Origin of the sequence: Pseudomonas sp. NPDC007930 (genome assembly GCF_042958985.1) — a bacterium.
Taxonomy (GTDB): Bacteria; Pseudomonadota; Gammaproteobacteria; order Pseudomonadales; family Pseudomonadaceae; genus Aquipseudomonas.
Window position 1 is genome coordinate 512,956 of sequence record NZ_JBIBKC010000003.1, and the last position, 23,966, is coordinate 536,921.

The 23,966-nt window shown below is 65.5% G+C and carries 20 protein-coding genes; 11 read left to right on the top strand and 9 right to left on the bottom strand.

Features of this window, described 5'->3' with window-relative positions; genetic code table 11:
• The first annotated feature begins 89 nt into the window (after positions 1-89).
• Genes ACFZCE_RS09880 through ACFZCE_RS09890 form a run of 3 tightly spaced genes read left to right on the top strand, consistent with a single transcriptional unit; the run spans position 90 to position 6,793 of the window.
• Positions 90-3,374: a transglutaminase family protein gene (locus ACFZCE_RS09880; RefSeq protein WP_390938421.1), complete on the top strand. Its 3,285-nt coding sequence runs from the start codon at positions 90-92 to the stop codon at positions 3,372-3,374.
• A 39-nt stretch (positions 3,375-3,413) separates the two neighbouring features.
• Positions 3,414-5,903 (top strand): circularly permuted type 2 ATP-grasp protein, encoded by a 2,490-nt coding sequence (locus ACFZCE_RS09885; protein WP_390938423.1) that lies wholly within the window; start codon positions 3,414-3,416, stop codon positions 5,901-5,903.
• Entirely contained in the window at positions 5,903-6,793 is an 891-nt protein-coding gene (locus tag ACFZCE_RS09890; protein WP_390938425.1) for a transglutaminase N-terminal domain-containing protein, read from the top strand. Before ACFZCE_RS09885 ends, ACFZCE_RS09890 begins: the two co-directional genes overlap by 1 nt.
• 324 nt (positions 6,794-7,117) lie before the next feature.
• Here ACFZCE_RS09890 and ACFZCE_RS09895 read toward each other — a convergent pair whose 3' ends face one another.
• Entirely contained in the window at positions 7,118-7,705 is a 588-nt protein-coding gene (locus ACFZCE_RS09895; protein WP_390938427.1) for a TIGR00730 family Rossman fold protein, read from the bottom strand.
• 233 nt (positions 7,706-7,938) lie between these two features.
• Here ACFZCE_RS09895 and azu point away from each other — a divergent pair, with 233 nt between their 5' ends.
• A complete protein-coding gene (gene azu / locus ACFZCE_RS09900) occupies positions 7,939-8,391 on the top strand; it encodes an azurin (protein WP_390938429.1) in 453 nt (150 codons plus the stop codon).
• Between the two features lie 93 nt (positions 8,392-8,484).
• On the opposite strand, the gene pncB is transcribed toward azu, so the two are convergent.
• A complete protein-coding gene (gene pncB / locus ACFZCE_RS09905) occupies positions 8,485-9,681 on the bottom strand; it encodes a nicotinate phosphoribosyltransferase (protein ID WP_390938430.1) in 1,197 nt (398 codons plus the stop codon).
• A 487-nt stretch (positions 9,682-10,168) separates the two neighbouring features.
• Between pncB and ACFZCE_RS09910 the strand changes: the two genes are divergently transcribed.
• The 6 genes from ACFZCE_RS09910 to ACFZCE_RS09935 all read left to right on the top strand — a co-directional run bounded on the left by ACFZCE_RS09910 (position 10,169) and on the right by ACFZCE_RS09935 (position 16,665).
• Positions 10,169-11,305: an ABC transporter substrate-binding protein gene (locus ACFZCE_RS09910; protein WP_390938432.1), complete on the top strand. Its 1,137-nt coding sequence runs from the start codon at positions 10,169-10,171 to the stop codon at positions 11,303-11,305.
• 132 nt (positions 11,306-11,437) lie between these two features.
• Positions 11,438-12,352, top strand: coding sequence for a branched-chain amino acid ABC transporter permease LivH (locus ACFZCE_RS09915; RefSeq protein WP_390938646.1), 915 nt, complete (start codon positions 11,438-11,440; stop codon positions 12,350-12,352).
• Positions 12,353-12,354: 2 nt separating this feature from the next.
• The gene (gene livM, locus ACFZCE_RS09920) at positions 12,355-13,632 is read left to right on the top strand and encodes a high-affinity branched-chain amino acid ABC transporter permease LivM (protein WP_390938433.1); all 1,278 of its coding nucleotides are present in this window, start codon (positions 12,355-12,357) and stop codon (positions 13,630-13,632) included.
• Positions 13,629-14,504, top strand: a complete 876-nt coding sequence (locus ACFZCE_RS09925) for an ATP-binding cassette domain-containing protein (RefSeq protein ID WP_390938435.1) — start codon at positions 13,629-13,631, stop codon at positions 14,502-14,504. The genes livM and ACFZCE_RS09925 overlap by 4 nt, the downstream gene beginning before the upstream one ends.
• Positions 14,501-15,217, top strand: a complete 717-nt coding sequence (locus ACFZCE_RS09930) for an ATP-binding cassette domain-containing protein (RefSeq protein WP_390938437.1) — start codon at positions 14,501-14,503, stop codon at positions 15,215-15,217. The genes ACFZCE_RS09925 and ACFZCE_RS09930 overlap by 4 nt, the downstream gene beginning before the upstream one ends.
• Before the next feature lie 686 nt (positions 15,218-15,903).
• Positions 15,904-16,665, top strand: a complete 762-nt coding sequence (locus tag ACFZCE_RS09935; protein ID WP_390938439.1) for an SDR family NAD(P)-dependent oxidoreductase — start codon at positions 15,904-15,906, stop codon at positions 16,663-16,665.
• Here ACFZCE_RS09935 and ACFZCE_RS09940 read toward each other — a convergent pair.
• From ACFZCE_RS09940 to ACFZCE_RS09970, 7 genes are all read right to left on the bottom strand, one after another.
• Positions 16,646-17,755 (bottom strand): AGE family epimerase/isomerase, encoded by a 1,110-nt coding sequence (locus tag ACFZCE_RS09940; protein WP_390938440.1) that lies wholly within the window; start codon positions 17,753-17,755, stop codon positions 16,646-16,648. The two genes, ACFZCE_RS09935 and ACFZCE_RS09940, sit on opposite strands and share 20 nt — an antisense overlap.
• Positions 17,756-17,815: 60 nt before the next feature.
• Positions 17,816-18,388, bottom strand: a complete 573-nt coding sequence (locus ACFZCE_RS09945; RefSeq protein ID WP_390938442.1) for a HupE/UreJ family protein — start codon at positions 18,386-18,388, stop codon at positions 17,816-17,818.
• Between the two features lie 23 nt (positions 18,389-18,411).
• Positions 18,412-19,026, bottom strand: a complete 615-nt coding sequence (ureG, locus tag ACFZCE_RS09950) for an urease accessory protein UreG (RefSeq protein WP_390938444.1) — start codon at positions 19,024-19,026, stop codon at positions 18,412-18,414.
• A 10-nt stretch (positions 19,027-19,036) separates the two neighbouring features.
• On the bottom strand, positions 19,037-19,711 hold the full coding sequence (locus tag ACFZCE_RS09955) for an urease accessory UreF family protein (RefSeq protein WP_390938446.1): 675 nt from the start codon (positions 19,709-19,711) through the stop codon (positions 19,037-19,039).
• The gene (gene ureE, locus ACFZCE_RS09960) at positions 19,708-20,208 is read right to left on the bottom strand and encodes an urease accessory protein UreE (protein WP_390938448.1); all 501 of its coding nucleotides are present in this window, start codon (positions 20,206-20,208) and stop codon (positions 19,708-19,710) included. Before ureE ends, ACFZCE_RS09955 begins: the two co-directional genes overlap by 4 nt.
• A 153-nt stretch (positions 20,209-20,361) precedes the next feature.
• Positions 20,362-20,994 (bottom strand): TetR family transcriptional regulator, encoded by a 633-nt coding sequence (locus tag ACFZCE_RS09965; RefSeq protein ID WP_390938450.1) that lies wholly within the window; start codon positions 20,992-20,994, stop codon positions 20,362-20,364.
• A gap of 124 nt (positions 20,995-21,118) precedes the next feature.
• A complete protein-coding gene (locus ACFZCE_RS09970; RefSeq protein WP_390938452.1) occupies positions 21,119-21,505 on the bottom strand; it encodes a heme utilization protein in 387 nt (128 codons plus the stop codon).
• A gap of 326 nt (positions 21,506-21,831) precedes the next feature.
• Between ACFZCE_RS09970 and ACFZCE_RS09975 the strand changes: the two genes are divergently transcribed.
• Positions 21,832-23,904, top strand: coding sequence for an AsmA family protein (locus ACFZCE_RS09975; RefSeq protein WP_390938454.1), 2,073 nt, complete (start codon positions 21,832-21,834; stop codon positions 23,902-23,904).
• Positions 23,905-23,966: the final 62 nt, after the last annotated feature.

Sequence of the window (23,966 nt, forward strand, 5' to 3'; positions counted from 1 at the left end):
TAGCTTGGCAAGGCGCTGGCGCGCGAGTTCTGTCCATGGCATAACTCTTGCGCGGTGCTCTCACCGCCCAGGCCTGCAGGAGGCACGCTGTGTCGATCCATGTCGCATTGCACCACGTTACCCATTACCGGTATGAACGCGCGATTGGGCTGGGCCCGCAGATTGTGCGCTTGCGCCCTGCACCCCACAGCCGCACCCGCGTGCTCTCCTACTCGCTGAAGGTCGAACCCAGCGAGCACTTCATCAACTGGCAGCAAGACCCTCAGGGCAACTACCTGGCGCGCCTGGTGTTCCCGGAAAAAACCCAAGAGCTGCGCATCGAGGTCGACCTGGTCGCCGAGATGGCGGTGTTCAACCCGTTCGACTTCTTTCTCGAGCCCTACGCCGAGCAGTGCCCCTTCGCCTATGCGGCCGAGGAGCGCCACGAGCTGCAGCCGTACCTTGAAACCCTACCGCTCACCGACCGCGTGCAGGCCTACCTCGAAGGCATCAGCCTGGAGCCGCGGCCGACGGTGGATTTCCTGGTTGAGCTGAACCAGCGCGTCAACACCGACATCCGCTACCTGATCCGCATGGAGCCGGGCGTGCAGTCGCCGGAACAAACCCTCGAGCTGGGTTGCGGTTCGTGCCGCGACTCGGCCTGGTTGCTGGTGCAGGTGCTGCGCCACCTCGGCCTGGCGGCGCGCTTCGTGTCGGGTTACCTGATCCAGCTAACGGCTGACGTAAAGGCCCTGGATGGCCCCTCGGGCACCGAGGTGGACTTCACCGACCTGCATGCCTGGTGCGAGGTGTACCTGCCGGGTGCCGGCTGGATCGGCCTGGATGCCACCTCCGGGCTGTTCGCTGGCGAAGGGCACATCCCCTTGGCCTGCAGCCCCGACCCCGGCTCGGCGGCGCCGATCAGCGGTATGGTCGAGCCGTGTGAAAGTGAGTTCTACCACGAGATGTCGGTCGAGCGCGTGTGGGAAGCCCCACGGGTGACCCGGCCCTACAGCGAAGAACAGTGGCAAAGCATCGTTGCCCTGGGCGAGCGCATCGACAGCGAGCTGAGCGAAGGCGACGTGCGCCTAACCATGGGCGGCGAGCCCACCTTTGTGGCCATCGACGACCCCGACGGCGCCGAATGGAACACCGCCGCCCTGGGGCCGACCAAGCGCCGCTTGGCCGCGGAGCTGTTCCACCGCCTGCGCGACCATTACGCGCCGCAGGCGCTGGTGCACTTTGGCCAGGGCAAGTGGTACCCGGGCGAGCAACTGCCGCGCTGGTCGTTGAACTGCTTCTGGCGCGCCGATGGCGAGCCGGTGTGGCGCAACCCGCAACTGATCGCCAGCGAGCAGGACAGCTACGGCGCCACCCCGGCCAAGGCCGCGGAGTTTCTCGGGCAGTTGGCCGAGCGCCTGGGCCTGGCGCCCAAGCACGTGTTCCCGGCCTTCGAAGATGAACTCTATTACCTCTGGCGCGAAGGCCGCCTGCCGGCCAACGTGACCCCAGCGGACTCGCGGGTCAGCGACGCGCTGGAGCGCGCGCGGCTGCGCAAGGTGTTCGAGCAGGGCCTGGGCCATGTGGTCGGCCACGTGCTGCCGCTGGCGCGCAGCGACGACGGCAAGCAGTGGATCACCAGCGGCTGGCACCTGCGCGACGACACCTGCCGGTTGGTCCCAGGCGACTCGCCACTGGGCTACCGCTTGCCGCTGGCCTCGCAGCCGTGGGTGTCCGAGGCAGACTACCCGTTCCTGCACCCGGCAGACCCTAACCAAGGCTTTGGCCCGTTGCCGGGCCATCAAAGCTTCCCTGGCAAAGCGCCGGTGCGCACCCAAGACCCGCGCAACGAACGTGAGCCCGCGCTGAACGAGTCCGCCAGTTGGCTGGCGCGCACCGCCCTGTGCGCCGAGCCGCGCGATGGCCGGTTGTACCTGTTCATGCCGCCGCTGGCGGAGTTGGAAGATTACCTCGCGCTGGTCGCGGCCATCGAAGCCACCGCCGAGGCCCTGCGTTGCCCGGTGCTGCTCGAAGGCTACGAGCCACCGCGCGACCCCCGGCTGCTGAACTTCCGGGTGACCCCGGACCCTGGCGTGATCGAAGTGAACATCCACCCCAGCGCGAACTGGGGCGAGTTGGTCGAGCGCACCGAGTTTCTCTACGAGCAGGCGCGCCAGTGCCGGCTCACCAGCGAGAAGTTCATGGTCGATGGCCGCCACACCGGCACCGGCGGCGGCAACCACTTCGTGCTGGGCGGCGCCACCCCGGGGGACTCCCCCTTCCTGCGCCGGCCCGACCTGCTGCGCAGCCTGATCAGCTACTGGCACAACCACCCGTCGTTGTCTTACCTGTTCTCGGGGCTGTTCATCGGGCCTACCTCCCAGGCCCCGCGGGTCGACGAAGCCCGCAACGACTCGCTCTACGAGCTGGAAATCGCCTTCGCGCAGATGCCCGCCATGGGCGAAGCCTGCGCGCCCTGGCTGGTCGACCGCCTGCTGCGCAACTTGCTGATCGACGTGACCGGCAACACCCACCGCGCCGAGTTCTGCATCGACAAGCTGTACTCGCCCGACAGCAGCAGTGGCCGCCTTGGCCTGCTGGAGTTGCGCGCGTTCGAGATGCCGCCGCATGCGCGCATGAGCCTGGCCCAGCAGTTGTTGCTGCGCACGCTGATCGCGCGGTTCTGGGCCAAGCCTTACGCGCCGGCACGCCTGGCCCGCTGGGGCACCGAGCTGCACGACCGCTTCATGCTGCCGCACTTCATCGCCCAGGACTTCGCCGACGTGATCGCCGAGCTGAACCAGGCCGGCTACCCGTTCAGCGCCGATTGGTTCGATGTGCACCTGGCGTTCCGCTTCCCGAAAGTCGGCGACTATGCCGTGGCCGGCATCGAGCTGGAGCTGCGCCAGGCGCTCGAGCCGTGGCACGTGCTGGGCGAGGAGGGCGCCGCTGGCGGCACGGTGCGCTATGTGGATTCCTCGCTCGAGCGGCTGCAGGTGAAGCTCACCGGGCTGCCACCGGAGCGCTACGTACTGACCTGCAACGGCCGGCCGGTGCCGCTGCGCAACACCGGCACGGTGGGTGAGTTCGTGGGCGGCGTGCGCTACCGCGCCTGGCAGCCGGCCAGTGCGTTGCAGCCGACCATCGCCGCGCACGCGCCGTTGGTGTTCGACCTGGTCGACACCTGGATGCAGCGCTCGCTGGGGGGGTGCCAGTACCACGTGGCGCACCCGGGTGGCCGCAACTACGAGACCTTCCCGGTCAACGCCAACGAAGCCGAGAGCCGCCGGCTGGCGCGTTTCTTCCGCCTGGGGCACACTCCCGGCGAGATTCACGCGCCCACCCTTCAGCTCAACCCAGAGTGGCCGATGACCCTGGACATGCGCCGCCCGTAACGGGCGGCCTGCCACCGTAGAATTGCTGCCGAGCCCTCCATGCCAGACCTGCTTGACCGATACCCGCTGAACGCGGGCAGCTACCACGAGATGCTCGAACGCGACGGCAGTGTGCGCCCACACTGGCGCCGCCTGTTCGATCGCTTGCAACGCAGCAGCACGGCGCAGCTCAACCACCGGCAGGCCTTGCTGGCGCGGCAGATCCAGGAAAACGGCATCACCTACAACGTTTACGCCGACCCCAAGGGCGCCGACCGCCCCTGGGAGCTCGACCTGCTGCCCAACCTGATCGAGGCCAACGAGTGGCAGTTCCTTGCCGACGGCATCGCCCAGCGCGCGCGGTTGCTCAACGCGGTGCTGGCCGACCTCTACGGCGACCAGCAGTTGTTGCAAAAAGGCCTGCTGCCGGCCGAATTGGTGTACGGGCATAACAACTTCCTCTGGCCGTGCCAGGGCATCGAACCGCCTGGCGGCACTTTTTTACACGTGTACGCCGTGGACCTGGCGCGCACCCCCGATGGCCGTTGGTGGGTCACCGCCGACCGCACCCAGGCGCCGTCCGGTGCCGGCTATGCGCTGGAAAACCGCTTGATCGTGTCGCGGGCCTTCCCAGACCTGTACCGCGACCTGCAGGTGAGCCACCTCAGTGCGTTCTTCCGCACCTTGCAGGAAACCCTGGCGCGCCTGGCCGCCCAGGGCAACGAGGCGCCGCTGGTGGTGCTGCTGACCCCAGGGCGCTTCAACGAGAGCTACTTCGAGCACCTGTACCTGGCCCGCCAGTTGGGTTACCCGCTGGTCGAAGGCAGCGACCTGACCGTGCGCGATGCCACCGTGTACCTGAAAACCCTCAGCGGCCTGCGCCGGGTGCACGCCATCATGCGCCGCCTCGACGACGACTTCTGCGACCCGTTGGAGCTGCGCACCGACTCGGCCCTGGGCGTGCCCGGGCTGCTGCAGGCGGTGCGCCAGGGCCGGGTGCTGGTGGCCAATGCGCTGGGCAGCGGGGTGCTGGAATCCCCTGGCTTGCTGGGCTTTTTGCCGAAGGTCAACGAACACTTGTTCGGCGAGGCGTTGCAGCTGCCGTCGATCGCCACTTGGTGGTGCGGCGAGCCGCCAGTGATGGACCAAGCCCTGAAAACCCTCGACCGCCTGGTGATCAAGGCGGCGTTCCCGTCGCAAAGCTTTGCCCCGGTGTTCGGCCGCGACCTCACCGCCAAGCGCCGCGAGGCGTTGATCGAGCGCATTCAGGCGCGCCCCTATGCCTACGTGGCCCAGGAAATCGCGCAACTGTCGCAGGCGCCGGTGTGGCAGCCAGAGGCCGGCGTGCTGCAGCCGCGGGCGATTGGCATGCGGGTGTACGCAGTGGCCAGCGAAGACGGCTACCGGGTGCTGCCCGGCGGCCTGACCCGGGTCGCCGGCATGGCCGATGCCGAAGTGATCGCCATGCAGCGCGGCGGCGCCAGCAAAGACACCTGGGTGCTCGGCGAACGTGCCCCGGGGGGTGAGCAATGGCGTGCCCAGCGGCCGATCGGCGTGCCCGAGCTGGTGCGGCGCGACCCCTACCTGCCCTCGCGAGTGGTCGAGAACCTGTTCTGGTTCGGCCGCTACTGCGAACGCTGCGACGGCCTGGCGCGGTTGCTGCGGATCATCCTCGCGCGCTACGTGGAAGACGACGACCCCAAGGCCCTCGCCGCCGCCGTGGAGCTGGCCGAGAGCCTGAACTTGCTGCCCGAAGAGGGCGACGACCTGCAAGCCCGGTTGATGGCCGCCGTGCTTGACCCAGAGTGGGCGTTCAGCCTGCGCGCCAACCTGCAGCGCCTGCACGGCGCCGCGGCCCAGGTGCGCGGCAAGCTCTCGCGGGAGAACTGGCACGCGTTGGTCGAGCTGCAGCGCGAGGTGCTGGCACTGGGCGACGAGCCGCCGCCGTTGGGCGAGCTGCTGGATTTTCTCAACCGCCTGTTGATGTCGCTGGCGGCGCTGTCGGGGTTTGCCCTCGACGACATGACCCGCGACGAAGGCTGGCGCTTCTTGATGATCGGCCGGCGCATCGAGCGCCTGCAAACCCTGAGCTCCAGCCTGGCGGCGTTCGTTCGCCACCCGGCGCCGTTCGACGCGGCCAACCTCAGTTGGCTGCTGGAACTGGGTAACAGCAGCATCACCTACCGCTCGCGGTACCTCGCCGAGCCGCAGTTGATCCCGGTGCTCGACCTGCTGCTGCTCGATGATCAAAACCCCCACGCGGTGCTGTTCCAGCTCAAGCTGCTGGGCACCTCGATCCGGCGCCTGGCCGAAGACCTCTCCACCCCCCGGGAGAAGGCCCTGAAGCCGCTGATCGCGCGGCTTGGGCATTTCGACCTGGGCACTTTAGAGTATTCGTTGTTCGGCGTGGCCAGCACCCGCGCGGTGCTCGATGGCCTGGCCGCGCTGCTCGACGACGTGGTCGCGGCCAGCTCGGAGGTGTCCGACCGCCTGGCCTTGCGCCATTTCGTTCACGTCGACGACGTGAGCCACCGCACGGTGTCGGCCTGATGAAACGCGCCCGTTATCACGTATTGCACGAAACCACGTACCAATACTCCAGCACGGTGTCGCTGGCCCAGCAGCTCGCCCACCTGTGGCCGCGGCCGTGCGCCTGGCAGGTGTGCCGCGAGCAGGCGCTGGTGATCGACCCGGTGCCGGCCCAGCGTATCGACGAATTCGACGTGTTCGGCAACCCGCTCACGCGCCTGGCCTTCGAGCGCCCACACGACGCGCTGGAGGTGGCCGCGCAACTGACCGTGGATGTGCTCGCCCGCGCGCCGCGCGACTTCGCCAGTTCGCCGCCGTGGGAGGCCGCCCGCGCGGCGCTGTGCTACAACAGCGCGCCGGTAGACCCTGACCTGCTCAAGGCTTGCCGGTTTCGTTTCGAGTCGCCCTATGTGCGCCTGAAGAAGAACTTCGTGGCGTTCTCCGATGATTGCTTCCCCCTCGGCCGGCCGCTGCTCGAGGGCGCCCAGGCGCTGATGGAAAAGATCTTCGAGGAGTTCACTTTCGACGACACAGCCACCCAGGTGGCGACGCCGCTGCTCGACGTGCTCGAGCGCCGCCGCGGGGTGTGTCAGGACTTCGCCCACCTGATGCTCGCCTGCCTGCGCTCGCGCGGGCTGGCGGCGCGCTACGTGAGTGGCTACCTGCTTACCCAGCCGCCGCCCGGCCAGCCCCGGCTGATCGGCGCCGACGCTTCCCACGCCTGGCTGGCGGTGTTCTGCCCGGTCAACGGCTGGGTCGATTTCGACCCCACCAACAACGTGCAACCGGGGCTGGAGCACATCACCCTGGCCTGGGGGCGGGATTTCAGCGACGTGTCGCCCTTGCGTGGGGTCATCCTTGGTGGTGGGCAGCACGACCCCGAAGTGCAGGTGACCGTCACGCCCCTGTAGGGCCTTGGAGCCGGTGCATGAGCTTCAGGGCCCATCGCCCGGCACAGCCGGCCTCCCACCAGATTTTTGTAAGCCATTGCTTTACGAGGCAACACAGAACCCGTGGGAGGCCGGCTGTGCCGGGCGATGGGCCAGTCAGCTCGTGCACTCAGTAAAACCATTTGAAGAAATCAGGGCTTTTTAACCCCGATTCAGCGTTCTGATTGCTTAAGTGAACAGCATTACGGCACAGCCGGGATGCCGGACCACGGCCTCCCACGGGTTTTGTATTGCCCCGTCAATCAAGGGTTCACACAAATCTGGTGGGAGGCCGGCGATGGGCCCTCAATCCGGCTTGCGGTCAGTCCACTTTGGCACCACGCTCGGCTGCCATTGCGCCAGCGCCGCGATCAGCTCAGGGGCGTTGCCGCGCACCTGGAGCATGTCGCGGTGGCTGGCGCGCACGAAGTTTTCCTGCACCAGGTGGTCCAGGAACCCCGTGAGCTTGCTGTAGAAGCCGTTCACCTCGAGCAAGCCCAGGGGTTTGCCGTGGTAGCCCAGTTGGCCCCAGGTCCACACCTCGAACAGCTCCTCCAGGGTGCCCAGGCCGCCGGGCAGGGCGATGAAGGCGTCGGCCAGTTCGGCCATGCGCGCCTTGCGCGCGTGCATGCCTTCGACCACTTCCAGTTGGCTCAGGCCATCGTGGCCCACCTCCAGGCTTTTCAGGGCCTGGGGGATGATCCCGACCACCTCGCCGCCAGCGGCCAGCGCGGCGTCGGCTACCACCCCCATCAGCCCCACCTTGCCGCCGCCGTACACCAGGCGGATGCCCTGTTCGGCCAGGTAAGTGCCCAGCGCCGCGGCGGCGGCAGTGTAGGCGGGGTTGGCGCCACTGCTGGCGCCGCAGAATACGCAAATCGATTTAAGTGCCATCGGCTACCTCCTGTACAGGCCGCACAGGGTAGCGTGGCCGCGTCAGTCTTGCCGGGGAATATCGTAGCCGGTGGCGCCACTGGCGTAGGCCGCCAGCAGGCTGCGCAGCAGTTCATAGGTCATGATGAAACCTCCTGTTCAGTGTTGTGCAACGATAGAACCGGCAGGCATCATCGGGCTTGTTGATTGTTTCGATAAAACCGATAGAGCCGCTCTTGGCTCTGGAGAAACCGATGTTCGCCAAAGCCTGCCTGCTGGCCGCACTGTCCCTGGCCAGCGTTTCCGCCTTTGCCGCCGAGTGTGAAACCACGGTGGACTCCACCGACACCATGACCTTCAGCACCGACGAAATCACCGTCAGCAAACAGTGCAAGACCTTCACCGTGCACCTCACCCACTCCGGCGGCCTGCCGGCCCAGGTGATGGGCCACAACTGGGTGCTGAGCAAGGCTGATGACGCCGTGCCCATCAGCACCGATGGCATGGACGGCGGCTTCGAAAACGCCTACCTCAAGCCTGGCGACACCCGGGTGATCGCCCACACCAAGCTGATCGGCGCCGGCGAAACCGATTCGGTCACCTTCGACGTAAGCCAGCTCGACCCCGCCCAGGCGTACACCTTCTTTTGCAGCTATCCGGCGCATATCTCGCGGATGAAAGGCACGCTGAAGGTGATACCGGGGTAATGGAGGGGAGGCAGTAGCAAGCAGCAAGCAAGCGAAGGCGCACCACCGTCTCGCTTGCCACTTGAAGCTGACCCCTTGCCCCTCAAAGCCCCCTCAGGGGGCTTTGAACACATGCCGCAGGTAGTGCACGAAGTTCTCGTCGCGGCATTGGGTCTTGGCGGGCTCGTCAGAGATTTTCGCCACTGGCTGGCCGTTGCAGTCGGTCATCTTCATCACCACGCTCATCGGCTTCACCCCGGGGATGTCGCAGGTCAGGCTGGTGCCGATGCCAAAGCTCACGTTGATCCGCGCGTGCAGCGCGCGGTAGATGGCGAGCATCTTCTTCAGGTCCAGGCTGTCGGAGAACACCAGGGTTTTGCTGAGGGGGTCAATGCCCAGCTTGCGGTAGTGGGCGATGGCTTTTTCCGCCCAGGCGAGAGGGTCTCCGGAGTCATGCCGCAGGCCGTCGAAGAGCTTGGCGAAGTACAGGTCGAAGTCACGCAAGAAGGCATCCATGGTGATCGTGTCGGTCAGCGCGATGCCGAGCAGCCCACGGTACTCACGCACCCAGCAATCGAGCGCGGCGATCTGGCTGTCGATCAGCCGTGGGCCCAGTTGCTGGTGCGCCATCACCCATTCATGGGCCATGGTGCCCAGGGGTTTCAGGTCGTACACCCGCGCCAGGTGCATGTTGCTGGTACCGACGAAGCGCCCGGGGAAGTCCTGCTTGAGGGTGCTGACCACCGCCTCCTGCACCTTGTAGGAAAACCGCCGGCGGGTGCCGAAGTCGGCCAATTGCAGGCCGGCCAGTTCGTCGTCGCTGGCGTTGCGGCGCAGCCAGTCGAACTTGCTGTGCAGGTGGGCCACCGCATCGCTGACTTTTACCTCGGGGTGCAGGTAGCGGTTGCGCACCTCGCTCACCGTGGCCAGCAGCGGCACCTCGAAGAGGATCACGTGCAGCCAGGGCCCGCGTAGGCGAATGAACAGCTGGTCGTGCTCGATGCCGAGGGTGATGTAGCGCAGGTTGAAGCGGAACAGCCGCAAAAAACGCAGGAAGTCTGGCTTCATGAAGTTGATGCCTTCGAGGAAGGCCATTTCTCCATCGCTCAGGGCCAACTCCGCCAGCCGCTCGAGCTGGTAGCGGATTTCATTCAGGTAAGGGCGCAGGTCTTCGCCGTTGCGGCAACGGAACTCCCATTCCACTTCCACATTGGGGTAGTTGTGCAAAACCGCCTGCATCATCGACAGCTTGTACAGGTCGGTGTCGAGCAGGTTCTGGACCAGGCGATCGGCGAAGGGGCTATCGATCATTGAGGCTCCGAAGGGTGCGCATACAGGTTCTAGGCAACAGTTGCGCATATTAAAGGCGAATAACGCCAGCATTTTTTGGCCAATAGCGTAGCCGCTGCCCCGCGCTGGGGCGCTGCCTGGGCCGTATTCGCCCGGGCGGGCAAGGGGCCTGTGGCAAGTGGGGTGGGCACTCGCGAAAAAGGTGCGGGCCGTAGCGAATGTGCACCGCGTTTGTGCAGTAACGTTACGCACGGTGTTACAGGCAGGTTGCGCTTGCCCTGCTGGAATGGTTGCAACTGCAAGCACAATAGGTTGCGCTAAATTATGCCAAAAGGTTGCACCGCCCTTGCAATAGAGGGTTGCACGTCCCGTTTCGAAGGGCCGCGGGCGGCGCTGCGCTGGGCCTGGCATACGACTAAAGGCCAAGGCAAAAACGGCTGGCACGGCGCTTGCTCTGTGCTTGGGGCTGAAGTTGTAGTGCCAACCATAATGTTCAGGAGCACCACTCATGTCGCAATCGTTTTACAGAAAAGGCGTTCTGGCTCTTGCGGTAACCGCAGCAATGGGCGCTACCGCCGTTGCTCAAGCTGACATCAAGATCGGTGTTGCCGGCCCGATGACCGGTGCCAACGCATCGTTCGGCCAGCAGTACATGAAGGGCGCCCAAGCCGCGGCGGATGCGATCAACAAGGCCGGCGGCGTGAACGGGGAAAAAATCGTGCTGGTGGCCGGCGACGACGCCTGCGAGCCCAAGCAAGCCGTAGCCGTGGCCAACCGCCTGGTTGACCAGGACAAAGTCGCTGGCGTGGTCGGGCACTTCTGCTCGTCGTCGACCATCCCGGCCTCCGAGGTGTATGCCGATGCTGGCGTGATCGCCATCACCCCCGGCTCGACCAACCCCACCGTGACCGAGCGCGGCCTGGCCGATATGTTCCGCATGTGCGGCCGCGACGACCAGCAAGGCGTGGTCGCCGGCGACTACATCGTCGACGTGCTCAAGGCCAAGAAAGTTGCGGTGATCAACGACAAGGACACCTACGGCAAAGGCCTGGCCGACGCCACCGCCGCCCAGCTGACCAAGCGCGGCGTGAAGCCGGTGCTCGAAGAAGGCCTGACCCGCGGCGAAAAAGACTTCAGCGCCCTGGTCACCAAGATCCGCGCCTCCGGCGCCGAAGTGGTGTTCTTCGGTGGCCTGCACCCGGAAGCCGGCCCGCTGGTGCGGCAGATTCGCGAACAAGGCCTGAAAGACGTCAAGTTCGTGTCTGACGACGGTATCGTCACCGACGAACTGGTCACCACCGCCGGTGGCGCGCAATACGTCGACGGCGTGTACATGACCTTCGGCGCCGACCCCCGCATGCTGCCTGACTCCAAGGCCGTGGTGGACGAGTTCCGCAAATCGGGCTACGAGCCGGAAGGCTACACCCTGTACGCCTACGCCTCGATCCAGGCGCTGGCCGCCGGCTTCAACGGCGCCAAGTCGAACAAGGGCGACGACGCCTCCAAGTGGCTTAAAGCGCACCCGGTGAAAACCGTTATGGGCGAGAAGAGCTGGGATTCGAAGGGCGACCTGAAAGTCTCCGACTACGTGATGTACCAGTGGGACGCGTCGGGCAAATACAAGCAGCTCGACAAGCAAAAATAAGTTGTAACCGGCGCGCGGCGTCCTGCCGCGCGCCTGCCTTCGCTTCGCTTGCCTGACTGCCCCCCAACCTTGTGACTACGCGTTTTTACCGCGTGGCGTGAGGGCAGCCCACTACGTTCACGAGAGCGCATGATGGACGGTATTTTCCTGCAGCAAATGGTCAATGGCCTGACCCTCGGGTCGGTCTACGGCCTGATCGCCATCGGTTACACGATGGTCTACGGCATCATCGGCATGATCAACTTCGCCCACGGCGATGTGTACATGGTGTCGTGTTACCTGGCCGCCATCGGCCTGGCCGTGTTGTCCTACTTCGGCCTGGAGTCGTTCCCTTTCCTGATTCTCGGTACGCTGATCTTCACCATCGTGGTGACCGGGGTGTACGGGCTGGTGATCGAGCGGGTGGCCTACAAGCCGCTGCGTAACTCGACCCGCCTGGCACCGCTAATCAGCGCCATTGGTATTTCCCTGATCCTGCAGAACTACGTGCAGATCAGCCAGGGCTCACGCCAGCAGGGCGTGCCCACGCTGCTCGAGGGCGGCTGGCGCTGGCACATCGGCGAGGGCTTCGTGCAGTTGAGCTACACCAAGGGCTTCATCATCCTGGCGGCCTTCGCCGGCATGGCGATCCTCACCTACATCATCAAGTACACCAAGCTCGGGCGCATGTGCCGCGCCACCCAGCAAGACCGCAAGATGGCCTCGATCCTGGGCATCAACACCGACCGGGTGATCTCCTACGTGTTCATCATCGGCGCCGCCATGGCCGCGCTGGCCGGCGTGCTGGTGACCATGAACTACGGCACCTTCGACTTCTACGCCGGCTTCATCATCGGCATCAAGGCGTTCACCGCCGCGGTGCTCGGCGGGATCGGCTCGCTGCCGGGCGCCATGCTGGGTGGCTTGATCCTGGGGGTTGCCGAGTCGCAGTTCTCCGGCTTGATCAACTCAGACTACAAAGACGTGTTCAGTTTCGGCCTGCTGGTGCTGATCCTGATCTTCCGCCCCCAAGGCCTGTTGGGCCGCCCGCTGGTGACGAAGGTATAAGCATGGCCACTTCCCAATCTGTCGATTTCAAGAAGGTGCTGATCGACGCGGTCGTTGCCGGGCTGATGGCCCTGATCGTGTTCGGCCCGGTGGTAGGCGTGGTGCTCGACGGCTACGGCTTCAACATGCAACCGGTGCGCGTGGCGTGGATGGTGCTGGCCGTGATGATCGGCCGCGGCGTGCTCAGCGCGTTCCTGCAAACCCCGCGTGGCCAGGCCATGGCCCACAGCCTGGACAGCGGCGGCGCCGGCGTGCACGTGCGCGCGCCGGAGTACAAGTCGCGGCTGCGGTTTATCATCCCGGCGTTGATCGTGATCGCGCTGGTGTTCCCGGTGTTCGCCAACAAGTACATCCTCACCGTGGTGATCCTCGGTTTGATCTACGTGTTGCTGGGCCTGGGCCTGAACATCGTGGTCGGCCTGGCCGGCCTGCTCGACCTCGGCTACGTGGCGTTCTACGCCATTGGCGCCTACGGGCTGGCGCTGGGTTACCAATATCTGGGCCTGGGCTTCTGGTCGGCGATCCCGTTGGCGGCCATCGCCGCGGCCTTGGCCGGGTGCATTCTGGGCTTCCCGGTGTTGCGCATGCACGGCGACTACCTCGCCATCGTGACCCTGGGCTTCGGTGAAATCATCCGCCTGGTGCTGAACAACTGGCTCGATTTCACCGGCGGCCCGAACGGCGTCGCGGTGCCGTCGCCGACCTTCATGGGCCTGGAATTCGGCCGCCGCGCCAAAGACGGCGGCGTGCCAATCCACGAGTTCTTCGGCTTCGAATACAACCCCGACCTCAAGTTCATCTTCATCTACGGCGTGTTGTTCGCCATTGTGCTGCTGGTGCTGTACATCAAGCACCGGCTGACCCGCATGCCGGTCGGGCGCGCCTGGGAGGCGCTGCGCGAAGATGAAATCGCCTGCCGCGCGATGGGCCTGAACCACGTGCTGGTCAAGCTCTCGGCGTTCACCATCGGCGCCTCGACCGCGGGCATCGCCGGGGTGTTCTTCGCCAGCTACCAGGGCTTCGTCAACCCGACCTCGTTCACTTTCTTCGAGTCTGCGTTGATTCTCGCCATCGTGGTGCTGGGCGGCATGGGCTCTACCGTGGGCGTGGTGATCGCGGCGTTTGTGCTCACCGTGGCCCCGGAGCTGCTGCGCAGCTTTGCCGAGTACCGCGTGCTGCTGTTCGGTTTGCTGATGGTGCTGATGATGATCTGGCGCCCGCGTGGGTTGATCCGTATCAGCCGCACCGGGGTGATGCCGCGTAAAGGAGTAGCGCCATGAGCGACGAAATCATTCTGAGCGTCGAGCACTTGATGATGCAGTTCGGCGGCATCAAGGCGCTGGCCGACGTCAACCTGCAGGTCAAGCGCAACTCGATCTTCGCCCTGATCGGCCCCAACGGCGCCGGCAAAACCACCGTGTTCAACTGCCTGACCGGCTTCTACCGGGCCACTGGCGGGAAGATCCACCTCAACGCCAAGGGCCGCGACGTGGATGTGATCAAGCTGCTCGGCGAGCCGTTCAAGGGCGCGGACTTCGTCTCGCCAGCGCGGTTCTTCAGCCGCGTGTACTACAAGATGTTCGGTGGTACCCACTTGGTCAACCGCGCCGGCATGGCGCGCACCTTCCAGAACATTCGCCTGTTCAAGGAAATGTCCGTGGTGGAAAACCTGCTGGTGGCCCAGCACATGTGGGTGAACCGCAACATGCTGGCCGGCATTTTCAACACCAAGGGCTACCGCAAGGCCGAGGAAGACGCGCTCAACACCGCGTTCTACTGGCTGGAGGTGGTCGACCTGGTCGACTGCGCCAACCGCCTGGCCGGCGAGCTCTCGTACGGCCAGCAGCGGCGCCTGGAGATTGCCCGGGCGATGTGCACGCGGCCGCAGATCATCTGCCTCGACGAACCCGCCGCGGGCCTGAACCCGCAGGAAACCGAAGCGCTCAGTGGCATGATCCGCCACCTGCGCGACCACCACGACATGACCGTGGTGCTGATCGAACACGACATGGGCATGGTGATGAGCATTTCCGACGACATCGTGGTGCTGGACCACGGCAACGTGATCGCCAGCGGCAAGCCGGAGGCCATCCGCAACGACCCGAAAGTGATCGCCGCCTACCTGGGCGCCGACGAGGAGGAGCTGGTATGACCGCGCCGATCCTCGAGTTCAAGGCCGTAGATGTGTACTACGGGCCGATCCAGGCCTTGCGCCAGGTGTCGCTGCACATCCAGCCCGGCGAAACGGTGAGCCTGATCGGCTCCAACGGCGCGGGTAAGTCCACGCTGTTGATGTCGATTTTCGGCCAGCCCCGCGCCGCGGCCGGGCAGATCGTCTACCAAGGCACCGACATCACCCGCAAAACCCCGCATTACATTGCCTCCAACGGCATCGCCCAATCGCCCGAGGGGCGTCGGGTGTTCCCCGACATGAGCGTGGAAGAGAACCTGATGATGGGCACCATCCCCATCGGCAGCCAGCACGCCAGCGAAGACATGCAGCGCATGTTCGAGCTGTTCCCGCGGCTGAAGGAGCGGCGTAACCAGCGGGCGATGACCATGAGCGGCGGCGAGCAGCAGATGCTCGCCATCGCCCGGGCATTGATGAGCCGGCCCAAGCTGCTGCTGCTCGACGAGCCGTCGCTGGGGCTGGCGCCGATCGTGGTCAAGCAGATCTTCTCGACCCTGCGCGAACTGGCGAAGACTGGCATGACCATCTTCCTGGTGGAGCAGAACGCCAACCACGCGCTGAAGCTCTCTGATCGCGCCTATGTGATGGTCAACGGGCAGATCCGCCTGAGCGGCACCGGCCAGGAGCTGCTGGCCAACGACGAGGTGCGCAACGCCTACCTCGGCGGGCACTGACAGGCGCCGCGCCCGGTGCAGGCGGCCTCTCGGCTGCGCCGGGCGAAGCCCCCCTCAGACGTTTCCCAAAATGTGGAAAACCCTTTTCCACAGCCTTGTGCTGCGACATTCCAACGCGCTTTTTGCCCGGTTTTGAGCTGCCTGGGGTTGTTCACGTTTTATGTGGAACCGCCTGTTAACAACTTGGTGGCATAGCGCCACAGCCCGCGGAATTCGGGGCCTGTAGCGCGCAGGTTGTTTTTTGTACAGTGCTTTTGCGGGGCGCTTGAGGCAAAATTGTCAACTGTTTTAATATCCAGTGGTGCCTGCCTGAAGGCCTGTGGATAACTCTGTGGAGAATCCTTGAGTACATCCCTGTGGCCAGCTATTTCAGTGGGCCGGACCGCTCAGGCGGTGAAGCGTTCAAGCGCCGGGGAACGGCACTGACCGGTGGCGTCAAGCAAAATACTTTTCCGCGTCGTTTTCCGGCGCCCCGCCGGGGGGTTTCCCGGTGCATCCGGTTGCCCACGGTTTGTGTGGAACCGGTTGTGGATAAGCTGCTCAAAACTCGCTGCAGCCCTTATGCGGCGAGGCTTTGCGCCGGTTGGTCAATATTTCGGCAATACGCCCGAACCTTGCCTGGCGCGGCGCCGCGGTGCATGCTGGCCGGCCCGCCACCCACGGCTGCCCCCCTCAAGGAGAACATGATGGCTTCTACCGTTTTTATCACCGGTGCGACTTCCGGCTTTGGCGAGGCCTGTGCCCGCAAATTTGCCGAGGCGGGCTGGTCGCTGGTGCTCACTGGCCGCCGCGAAGAACGCCTGAACGCCTTGGCCAAAGAGCTTTCGAGCAAGGTTGACGTGCTGCCGCTGGTACTCGACGTGCGTGACCGCGCCGCCATGGAGCGCTCCATCAACGGCCTGCCAGCCGGCTTCGACACGCTCACCGGGCTGATCAACAACGCCGGCCTGGCGCTGGGCGCGGACCCAGCCCCCAAGTGCGACCTGGACGACTGGGACACCATGGTCGACACCAACATCAAGGGGCTGATCTACGCCACCCGCCTGCTGCTGCCCCGCCTGATCGCCCACGGCCGCGGCGCGAGCATCGTCAACCTCGGTTCGGTCGCCGGTAACTACCCGTACCCGGGCAGCCACGTGTACGGCGGCAGCAAGGCGTTCGTCGGGCAGTTCTCGCTGAACCTGCGCTGTGATCTGCAAGGCACCGGCGTGCGCGTGACCAACCTGGAGCCGGGGCTGTGTGAAAGCGAGTTCTCGCTGGTGCGTTTCGGCGGTGACCAGGCCAAGTACGACGCCACCTACAAGGGCGCCGAGCCGGTACAGCCGCAAGACATCGCCGACACCATCTTCTGGATCATGAACCAGCCCGCGCACCTGAACGTGAACAGCCTGGAATTGATGCCGGTGACCCAGTCCTGGGCCGGCTTCGCTATCGAACGTAATCGCTGAGGGCGGCGTACGCCGTGGCCAGGTGATACGGCGTGGTAGACGGCATGTCTTGCCGGCTGACCGCGCCCTGGGCGTCACGGCACTCGTACCAACCCGCGGCGTGCAGGTGCTGGGCGCGCAAGTGTTGCAGTTGCGCCAGCACCTTGCCTTGCTCGCCCTCGCGCACGGTGAGCGCGCGCAGGTACTCGGCCTGGGCCCAGATGCGCCGGGTAGGGTCTTTGACCTCGCCGCTGGCCGAGAGCATTGCCAATACGTCGCCATCCTTCACGCCGATCTGCTCGCTGTAGGCGAAGGTGCGCTCCAGTTGCGCGCACAGCGGGTGCGCGCGCAGCAACGGCGAGGCCTTGAGCAGGAAGTACCACTCGAACTGGTGCCCTGGCTCGAACCAGTTGCCGGCGCTGCCGTCGGGTTTTTCCATCAGCACGCCGTGGGTTGGGTCGACAAACCGCGCCAGCATGGCGTCACACAAGGCCACCAGCGCCGCCTCGCAGGCGGCATCCGGGCGTGCTTGCAACACCGCCAGGAAGGCCTCGGCCAAGTGCATCAGCGGGTTTTGCAGGGGCCCTTGGCCGAGGCTCGCCCAGTTTTCGGCGAGGGCCGCGTGGTACAGGCCATCGCCCGAGGCAAAGCGCTGGGCGATCACCTCCAGCGCGGCGTTGAGGCCGGCTTCGGCCGCCTCGCTGCGGCTGGCGGCGTAGTAATGGGCGCTGGCGAACACGATGAAGGCGTGGGTGTAGAGGTCTTTGCCGCGGTCCAGTGGCTGGCCGTTGGCATCGATGCTGTAGAACCAGCCACCGTGGGCGGCGTCGTGGAAGTGCCGGCCCAGGGAACTGAACAGCGCTTCGGCGCGCTGCGGTGCGCCAGGGCGGGCGCCCAGGCTGCTGAACAGGTACAGCTGCCGCGCGCAGGCCATGGCCCGGTAGCGTTGCACCGGCATCGGCGTGTGGTCCGTGCCGAGCGCCTCGTAGGCCAGTTGCAGGGCGGGGTTCCAGCCCGGGCCTTCCCACAGCGGTACCACCTGCTGCAAAAAGTGGTTGTGGATAACAGCGAACGAGGCAGGTAATTCAGCGTGGGGTGCAAGGGCGGGCATGGTCGTCACAGCACGGGGCGAAAGCGCGCACTGTAACAGATCCGGGCCCGCCCGGCAGGCTCAGGCGGCCAGCAGCCAGGCACCGGCCACGGCCGACAAGGCGCCGGCAACGCGCACCAGTGGCGCCGCAGCGCGCGGCAGCAGGCGCACCACGGCAAAGCCCAGGGCATGCAGCGCGGCGGTCGCGCCGGCGAAGCCCGCGGCATACGCCCAGGGGCTGGTCATCGCAGGCAGCTCCAGGCCGTGGGCCACGCCGTGAAACAGCGCGAACAGCGCGGTAGCGGCGATCGCCAACGGCAGCGGCGGGCGCACCGCCAGGGCCACGGCCAGGCCCAGCGCCAGCACCGAGGCGGCGATGCCGCTTTCCAGCGCCGGCAGTGCCAGGCCCTCGAAGCCCAGCAGGCCACCCAACAACAGGCTGGCGACGAACGCGCACGGCAGCGCCCAGCGCGCCTTGCCCTGTTGCTGCGCCGCCCAGAGGCCGACCGCGACCATGGCCAACAGGTGGTCCAGGCCGCCCAGTGGGTGGCTGATGCCGGCGGCCAAGCCGCTGCCGCCGTGGCCGGGGTGGGCAAAGGCGATGGCCGGGGTGGCGAGCAGGGCGAGCGCGGCGAAGGCTTTGTTCAGTGTCATGGCAATTCCTTGTGAGGGGTGGGTCAGGCCGCGGTTAGCAGGCCCTGGCGTTCGATGAAGGCGATGATTTCTTCAAGGCCCTGGCCGGTCTTCTGGTTGCTGAACACGAACGGCTTGCCGCCGCGCATGCGCGTGGTGTCGCTGTTCATCAATTCCAGCGAGGCGCCCACCTGGGCAGCCAGGTCGATCTTGTTGATCACCAGCAAGTCGGACTTGCAGATACCCGGGCCGCCCTTGCGCGGCAGCTTGTCGCCGGCGGAAACGTCGATCACATAGAGGGTGAGGTCGGATAGCTCCGGGCTGAAGGTCGCCGAGAGGTTGTCGCCGCCGGACTCCACCAGGATCAAATCCAGCCCGGGAAAGCGCCGGTTGAGCTGGTCGACGGCTTCGAGGTTGATCGAGGCGTCTTCGCGGATGGCCGTGTGTGGGCAGCCGCCGGTTTCTACGCCGATGATGCGCTCCGGCGCCAACGCCTGGTTGCGCACCAGGAAGTCGGCGTCTTCACGGGTGTAGATGTCGTTGGTGACCACCGCCAGGTTGTAGCGGTCGCGCAGCGCCAGGCACAGGGCCAGGGTCAGCGCGGTTTTGCCAGAGCCCACGGGGCCGCCGATACCGACGCGCAAGGGTTGGGTGTTCATCGTGTTCTCCTTATGAACGGAACAAGCGGCTGTATTGGCGCTCGTGCGCCATGCTCGCCAGGGCCAGGCCAAAGGGCGCGCTGCCCAGTTGGCCAGGGTCGAGCTGTTCGGCCTGGGTTTGCGCCGCCTGCAAGGCCGGCAGCAGTTCGCTGGTCAGGCGTTGGGCGGCCTGCTGGCCCAGGGGTAGGGTTTTCATCAGCACCGCCAGCTGGTTTTCCAACCAGCTCCACAGCCAGGCCGCCAGGGCCTGCTCGGGGCTCAGGCCCCAGGCGCGGGCGGCCAGCGCCCAGCCCAGGGCCAGGTGCGGTTCATCGGCGGCCGCCAAGTGCTCACGGGCGGCGGCGTCCAGCTCGGGCAGGCCATTGAGCAACTGCTTGAGCGAGTAGCCCATCTGCCGGCTTTCGAGTTGCAGTTCGCGGGTTTCACGGCTGGCGCGGTGTTGTTCGGCCAGCGCGCCCAGGGCGGGCCAGTCTTGCGCGGCGGCGGCCCGGCAATGCGCCAGCAGCAACGGTGCTTCAAAACGCGCCAGGTTCAGCTGCAGTTGGTCCCGCAGCCAACTGGCAGCGCTGGCGGGGTCATGCACCAGGCCGTTATCCACAGCCATCTCCAGGCCCTGGGAATAGCTGTAGCCGCCAATCGGCAGCTGCGGGCTGGCCAGGCGCAGCAAGGCCCAGGCGCTGTTCACGTGCGCACGCCGAACTGGTGCAGGCGCGGGGCATAGTTGAACTGCTCATCGCCGTGGTGTGAATGGTGGTGGCCACCGCCATAGGCGCCGTGTTCCGGCTGGAACGGCGCTTCGATGGCTTCAACGTGGGCGCCCAGTTGCTCGAGCATGGCCTTGAGCACGTAGTCGTCGAGCAGCCGCAGCCAACCGTCGCCCACCTGCAGGGCCACATGGCGGTTGCCCAGGTGGTAGGCCGCGCGGGTGAGCTCGAAGCTGCTGGCGCAGGTCACGTGAAGGAGTTTTTCCGGCAGTGCGCGAATCTTCACGATGCGCCCGTCCTGGGCCTCAAGGCACTCGCCGTCTTGCAGCGGCGGCTGGCCGCGCTCCAGGAACAGGCCAACGTCTTCGCCACTGGCACTAAAACAGCGCAGGCGGCTTTTGCTGCGGGCTTCGAAGTTGAGGTGGATTTCGGCTGACCAGTCAGGTTTTTCCGTGGTCCTGCGGTGGATTACCAGCATTGTCGGGGCTTCCAGCTATGTTCTGGCAGCTTGTACAGCAATCGCCTTGCCAATACGGCAATCAGCGCCGAGCCGCGCCAGAGGGGGGGGTTGTGCCAAATCTGGGGGCGGCAATATGCATCGTTAAGGTGCGCGCGGTGGTGGCGTGCGCCGTTAGGGGGCTATGGGGGCCAGCCCCGCCCAATGCTTACCGCCCAGAAAGATGAAGCGTAGCTGCTGGCGGATCTTCTGCGCCGGGCTCATGCCGGTGGCGTCGGCGTATTCCGGGTCTAGCAGCTCGGGGAGGGTGGCGAACACGGTTTTTACCACCAGGTCGGCGAGCATCTCCAGGGCAGGGCGGTCGAGGTGCTGCCAGCGCGGCATGCTGGCGAGGTCGGTGGCGAGGTCCGAGCCGATGTCTGAGCGCAGCGCGCGCAGGCCTTGGCGCACGCGCGCGGAGCTGCCGTACTGCTCGCGCGCGAGGAACAAAAAGTGCGGGCGGTCGGTTTGCACCGCGTCGAGGAAGATGCGCACCGAGGCGTCGGTCAGCCCGCCGAGTTCCAGTTCGTTATGGCGCACCAGGCGGATAGCGCCGCGGAAGGCTTCACCCACTTCACGGACCAGCGCCAAGCCGAGGCTGTCGATGTCATCGAAATGCCGATAAAAGCCGGTGGGCACGATGCCGGCAGCCTTGGCCACCTCACGCAGGCTGATGCTACCGAACGCTTTGCCACTGGCCACGAGCTGCAGGGTCGCGTCGAGCAAGGCTTGGCGGGTCTGGCGTTTTTGTTCGGCGCGTACGGACATGGCGGCGGGCTTTGGGCTGGCGACAGGCGGGCACTTTAACAAAAGGGGGCGGGGGGCGCAGGCAGGAAAAAATCAAGCCCGGCTACAGGGCCGGGCTTCTACAGGGGCATTACCGCTAAGCGACTCAAGCGACGTCGTTCAGTTTGCGGTCAGCGCCGTCTTGGGCAACGGTGTTCAGGCTGCGGTCAGCGCCGTCTTGGGCGACGGTGTTCAGGCTGCGGTCAGCGCCGTCTTGGGCAACGGTGTTCAGGCTGCGATCCGAACCGTCTTGGGCCACGTCGTTCAGTTTGCGATCCGCGCCATCTTGGGCAACGGTGTTCAAGCTGCGATCGGCGCCGTCTTGGGCGACCGTGTTGAGGCTGCGGTCGGCACCGTCCTGGGCAACCAGGGTGGCGGTTTTCACGTCGACTTGGGCGCTGTCATGGGACAGGCTGCGGGCTTGCGCGGCCTGGAAGGTCAGGCTGCTGGCGGCGAGGATCGACAGGGTCAGGGCGAGTACTTGGCGTTTCATGAGGGCGTGCTCCGTAACTGGGCTGAAATTTGTCTACGAAGCCAATGTTACGCCGAGTATTTCGATAGAAAAGTTGAAAGCCGCGATGGTAACAATCAACCAAATTGATTGTTGGCTTAATGCCTTGATAATCAATGGCTAGCGCATAATTGAAATGCCCTGTTACGGGGAGTCGGGGAACTTTTCGCACCGGCTGGGTGCGCCCCGCCCTATCGAAAAAACTGGACGGTTAGCCGCGCACCGAACCCGTGGGCCTCGCGGGCGTCTACCCACTATGCGCTTGTATAAAGCTTGTACAGCCCGCCTCACGCCAAAGGAAACCCAGCATGACGCGCACCCGCAAGATCCTGTCCTGGACGTTGGCCGTCCTTGTATTGCTCATCGCCGCGTTAGTGGTGTTCATCGCCACCTTCGACTGGAACCGCATCAAGCCGACCTTGAATGAAAAGGTCTCGGCCGCGCTGCACCGGCCCTTCGCGATCAACGGCGACCTGGCCGTGCAATGGGCGCGCGAGCCCGACGAAGGCGGCTGGCGCGCCTGGGTGCCGTGGCCGCGGTTCGTTGCGCAAGACATCACCCTCGGTAACCCGGACTGGGCGCAAACCCCGCAGATGGCCAGCCTCAAACGCATCGAGTTCCGCCTGGCGCCGCTGCCGTTGTTGGCGCAGCGGGTGAGCATCCCGCGCATCGACCTCAGCGAGCCTTCGGCGGCACTGTTCCGCTTGAAAGACGGGCGCAACAACTGGACCTTCGACTTCGGCCCGAAAGACCCAGCCGCCGAGCCGTCGAAGTGGGTGATCGACATCGGCGCGATCAAGTTCGACAAAGGCCACGTGACCTACAACGACCAGCAACTGAACACCGACGCCGACGTGATCATCGACCCCCTCGGCAAGCCGATCCCGTTCAATGACCTGGCCGGCAAGACCGAAGCCGCCAAGCGCGTGAGCGAGCAAGGCGCGACCGCCCAGGACTACGCTTTCGGCTTCAAGGTGACCGGCCACTATAAAGGCATGCCACTGAACGGCGACGGCAAGATCGGCGGCCTGCTGGCCCTGCAAGACGCGAAGCAGCCGTTCCCAGTGCAAGCGCGGGTGAGCATTGCGCAAACCGAAGCGCAGGTGGTGGGTACCTTGACCGACCCGCGCAACCTGGGCGCACTGGACCTACAACTGAAGCTGGCCGGCAGCAGCCTGGGTAACCTCTACCCGCTGACCGGTGTGACCCTGCCCGACACCCCGCCCTACGGCACCGACGGCCACCTGATCGCCAAGCTGCACGACCCGGCGGGCGCCAGCTTTCGCTACGAAGGTTTCAACGGCAAGATCGGCAACAGCGACATTCACGGTGACCTCGGCTTCGTCAACGGCCAGCCGCGGCCGAAGCTGAGCGGCAAGCTGGTGTCTAACCAGCTGCTGTTCGCCGACCTGGCGCCGCTGATCGGCGCCGACTCCAATCAGGAGCAAAAAGCCCGTGGCGGCGCCAGCAAGCAGCCGGAGGGCAAGGTGCTGCCGGTCGAGCAGTTCCGCACCGACCGCTGGCGGGCAATGGATGCCGACGTGGAGTTCACCGGCAAGCGCATCGTCAAGAGTGAGAAGCTGCCGTTCACTGACCTCTACACCCACGTGGTGCTCGACGACGGCCGGCTGAACCTGCAACCGCTGAGCTTTGGCGTGGCTGGCGGCAAGCTCGACGCGCGCGCCAACCTCAATGGCCAGGCCACACCGCTGCAGGCCCGCGTGCAGCTCACCGCCCGGGGCTTCCAGCTCAAGCAGTTGTTCCCGGACTTCGAACCGATGCGCACCAGCCTCGGCCAGCTCAACGGTGACGCCGACTTTGCCGGCACCGGCAATTCAGTAGCGGCGCTGCTCGGCACCTCCAATGGCAGCCTGAAGCTGTTGATCAACGACGGCGCGGTCAGCCGCGACCTGATGGAAATCGCCGGCCTGAACGTGGGTAACTACGTGGTGGGTAAAATCTTCGGTGACAAGGAAGTGGAGATCAACTGCGCCGCCGCCGACATCGGCATCAAGGACGGCCTGGCCTCGACCAACCTGTTCCTGTTCGACACCGAGAACGCAATCATCTACATCGACGGCAACGCCAACTTCAAGACCGAACAGCTCGACATGAAGGTCACCCCGGAGTCCAAGGGCTTCCGCTTCATCTCGCTGCGCTCGCCACTGTACGTGCGCGGGCCATTCGCCAAGCCTTCGGCCGGTGTGCAGGCGGTGCCGTTGATCCTGCGCGGGGCCGGCATGGTCGCCTTGGGCGCGATCGTCGCCCCGGCCGCGGGCCTGTTGGCGCTGGTGGCGCCCAGCGGTGGCGAGCAGAACCAATGCACGCCGTTGCTGCAGCAGATGCAGGCGGGCAAGGCGCCCAAAACCGTGAAACCGTAGGTGGGGCAGGGGCAAGTGGTCAGTTGCAAGCGGCAAGAAAAAGGCCGCATCCCGGGAGGGAT

Excerpts from the sequence above, each read along its gene's own strand:
- ACFZCE_RS09885 (WP_390938423.1), top strand. The coding sequence starts at position 3,414 with ATGCCAGACCTGCTTGACCGATACCCGCTGAACGCGGGCAGCTACCAC.
- ACFZCE_RS09890 (WP_390938425.1), top strand. The coding sequence starts at position 5,903 with ATGAAACGCGCCCGTTATCACGTATTGCACGAAACCACGTACCAATAC.
- ACFZCE_RS09895 (WP_390938427.1), bottom strand. The coding sequence starts at position 7,705 with ATGGCACTTAAATCGATTTGCGTATTCTGCGGCGCCAGCAGTGGCGCC.
- azu (WP_390938429.1), top strand. The coding sequence starts at position 7,939 with ATGTTCGCCAAAGCCTGCCTGCTGGCCGCACTGTCCCTGGCCAGCGTT.
- pncB (WP_390938430.1), bottom strand. The coding sequence starts at position 9,681 with ATGATCGATAGCCCCTTCGCCGATCGCCTGGTCCAGAACCTGCTCGAC.
- ACFZCE_RS09910 (WP_390938432.1), top strand. The coding sequence starts at position 10,169 with ATGTCGCAATCGTTTTACAGAAAAGGCGTTCTGGCTCTTGCGGTAACC.
- ACFZCE_RS09915 (WP_390938646.1), top strand. The coding sequence starts at position 11,438 with ATGGACGGTATTTTCCTGCAGCAAATGGTCAATGGCCTGACCCTCGGG.
- livM (WP_390938433.1), top strand. The coding sequence starts at position 12,355 with ATGGCCACTTCCCAATCTGTCGATTTCAAGAAGGTGCTGATCGACGCG.
- ACFZCE_RS09925 (WP_390938435.1), top strand. The coding sequence starts at position 13,629 with ATGAGCGACGAAATCATTCTGAGCGTCGAGCACTTGATGATGCAGTTC.
- ACFZCE_RS09930 (WP_390938437.1), top strand. The coding sequence starts at position 14,501 with ATGACCGCGCCGATCCTCGAGTTCAAGGCCGTAGATGTGTACTACGGG.
- ACFZCE_RS09935 (WP_390938439.1), top strand. The coding sequence starts at position 15,904 with ATGGCTTCTACCGTTTTTATCACCGGTGCGACTTCCGGCTTTGGCGAG.
- ACFZCE_RS09940 (WP_390938440.1), bottom strand. The coding sequence starts at position 17,755 with ATGCCCGCCCTTGCACCCCACGCTGAATTACCTGCCTCGTTCGCTGTT.
- ACFZCE_RS09945 (WP_390938442.1), bottom strand. The coding sequence starts at position 18,388 with ATGACACTGAACAAAGCCTTCGCCGCGCTCGCCCTGCTCGCCACCCCG.
- ureG (WP_390938444.1), bottom strand. The coding sequence starts at position 19,026 with ATGAACACCCAACCCTTGCGCGTCGGTATCGGCGGCCCCGTGGGCTCT.
- ureE (WP_390938448.1), bottom strand. The coding sequence starts at position 20,208 with ATGCTGGTAATCCACCGCAGGACCACGGAAAAACCTGACTGGTCAGCC.
- ACFZCE_RS09965 (WP_390938450.1), bottom strand. The coding sequence starts at position 20,994 with ATGTCCGTACGCGCCGAACAAAAACGCCAGACCCGCCAAGCCTTGCTC.
- ACFZCE_RS09970 (WP_390938452.1), bottom strand. The coding sequence starts at position 21,505 with ATGAAACGCCAAGTACTCGCCCTGACCCTGTCGATCCTCGCCGCCAGC.
- ACFZCE_RS09975 (WP_390938454.1), top strand. The coding sequence starts at position 21,832 with ATGACGCGCACCCGCAAGATCCTGTCCTGGACGTTGGCCGTCCTTGTA.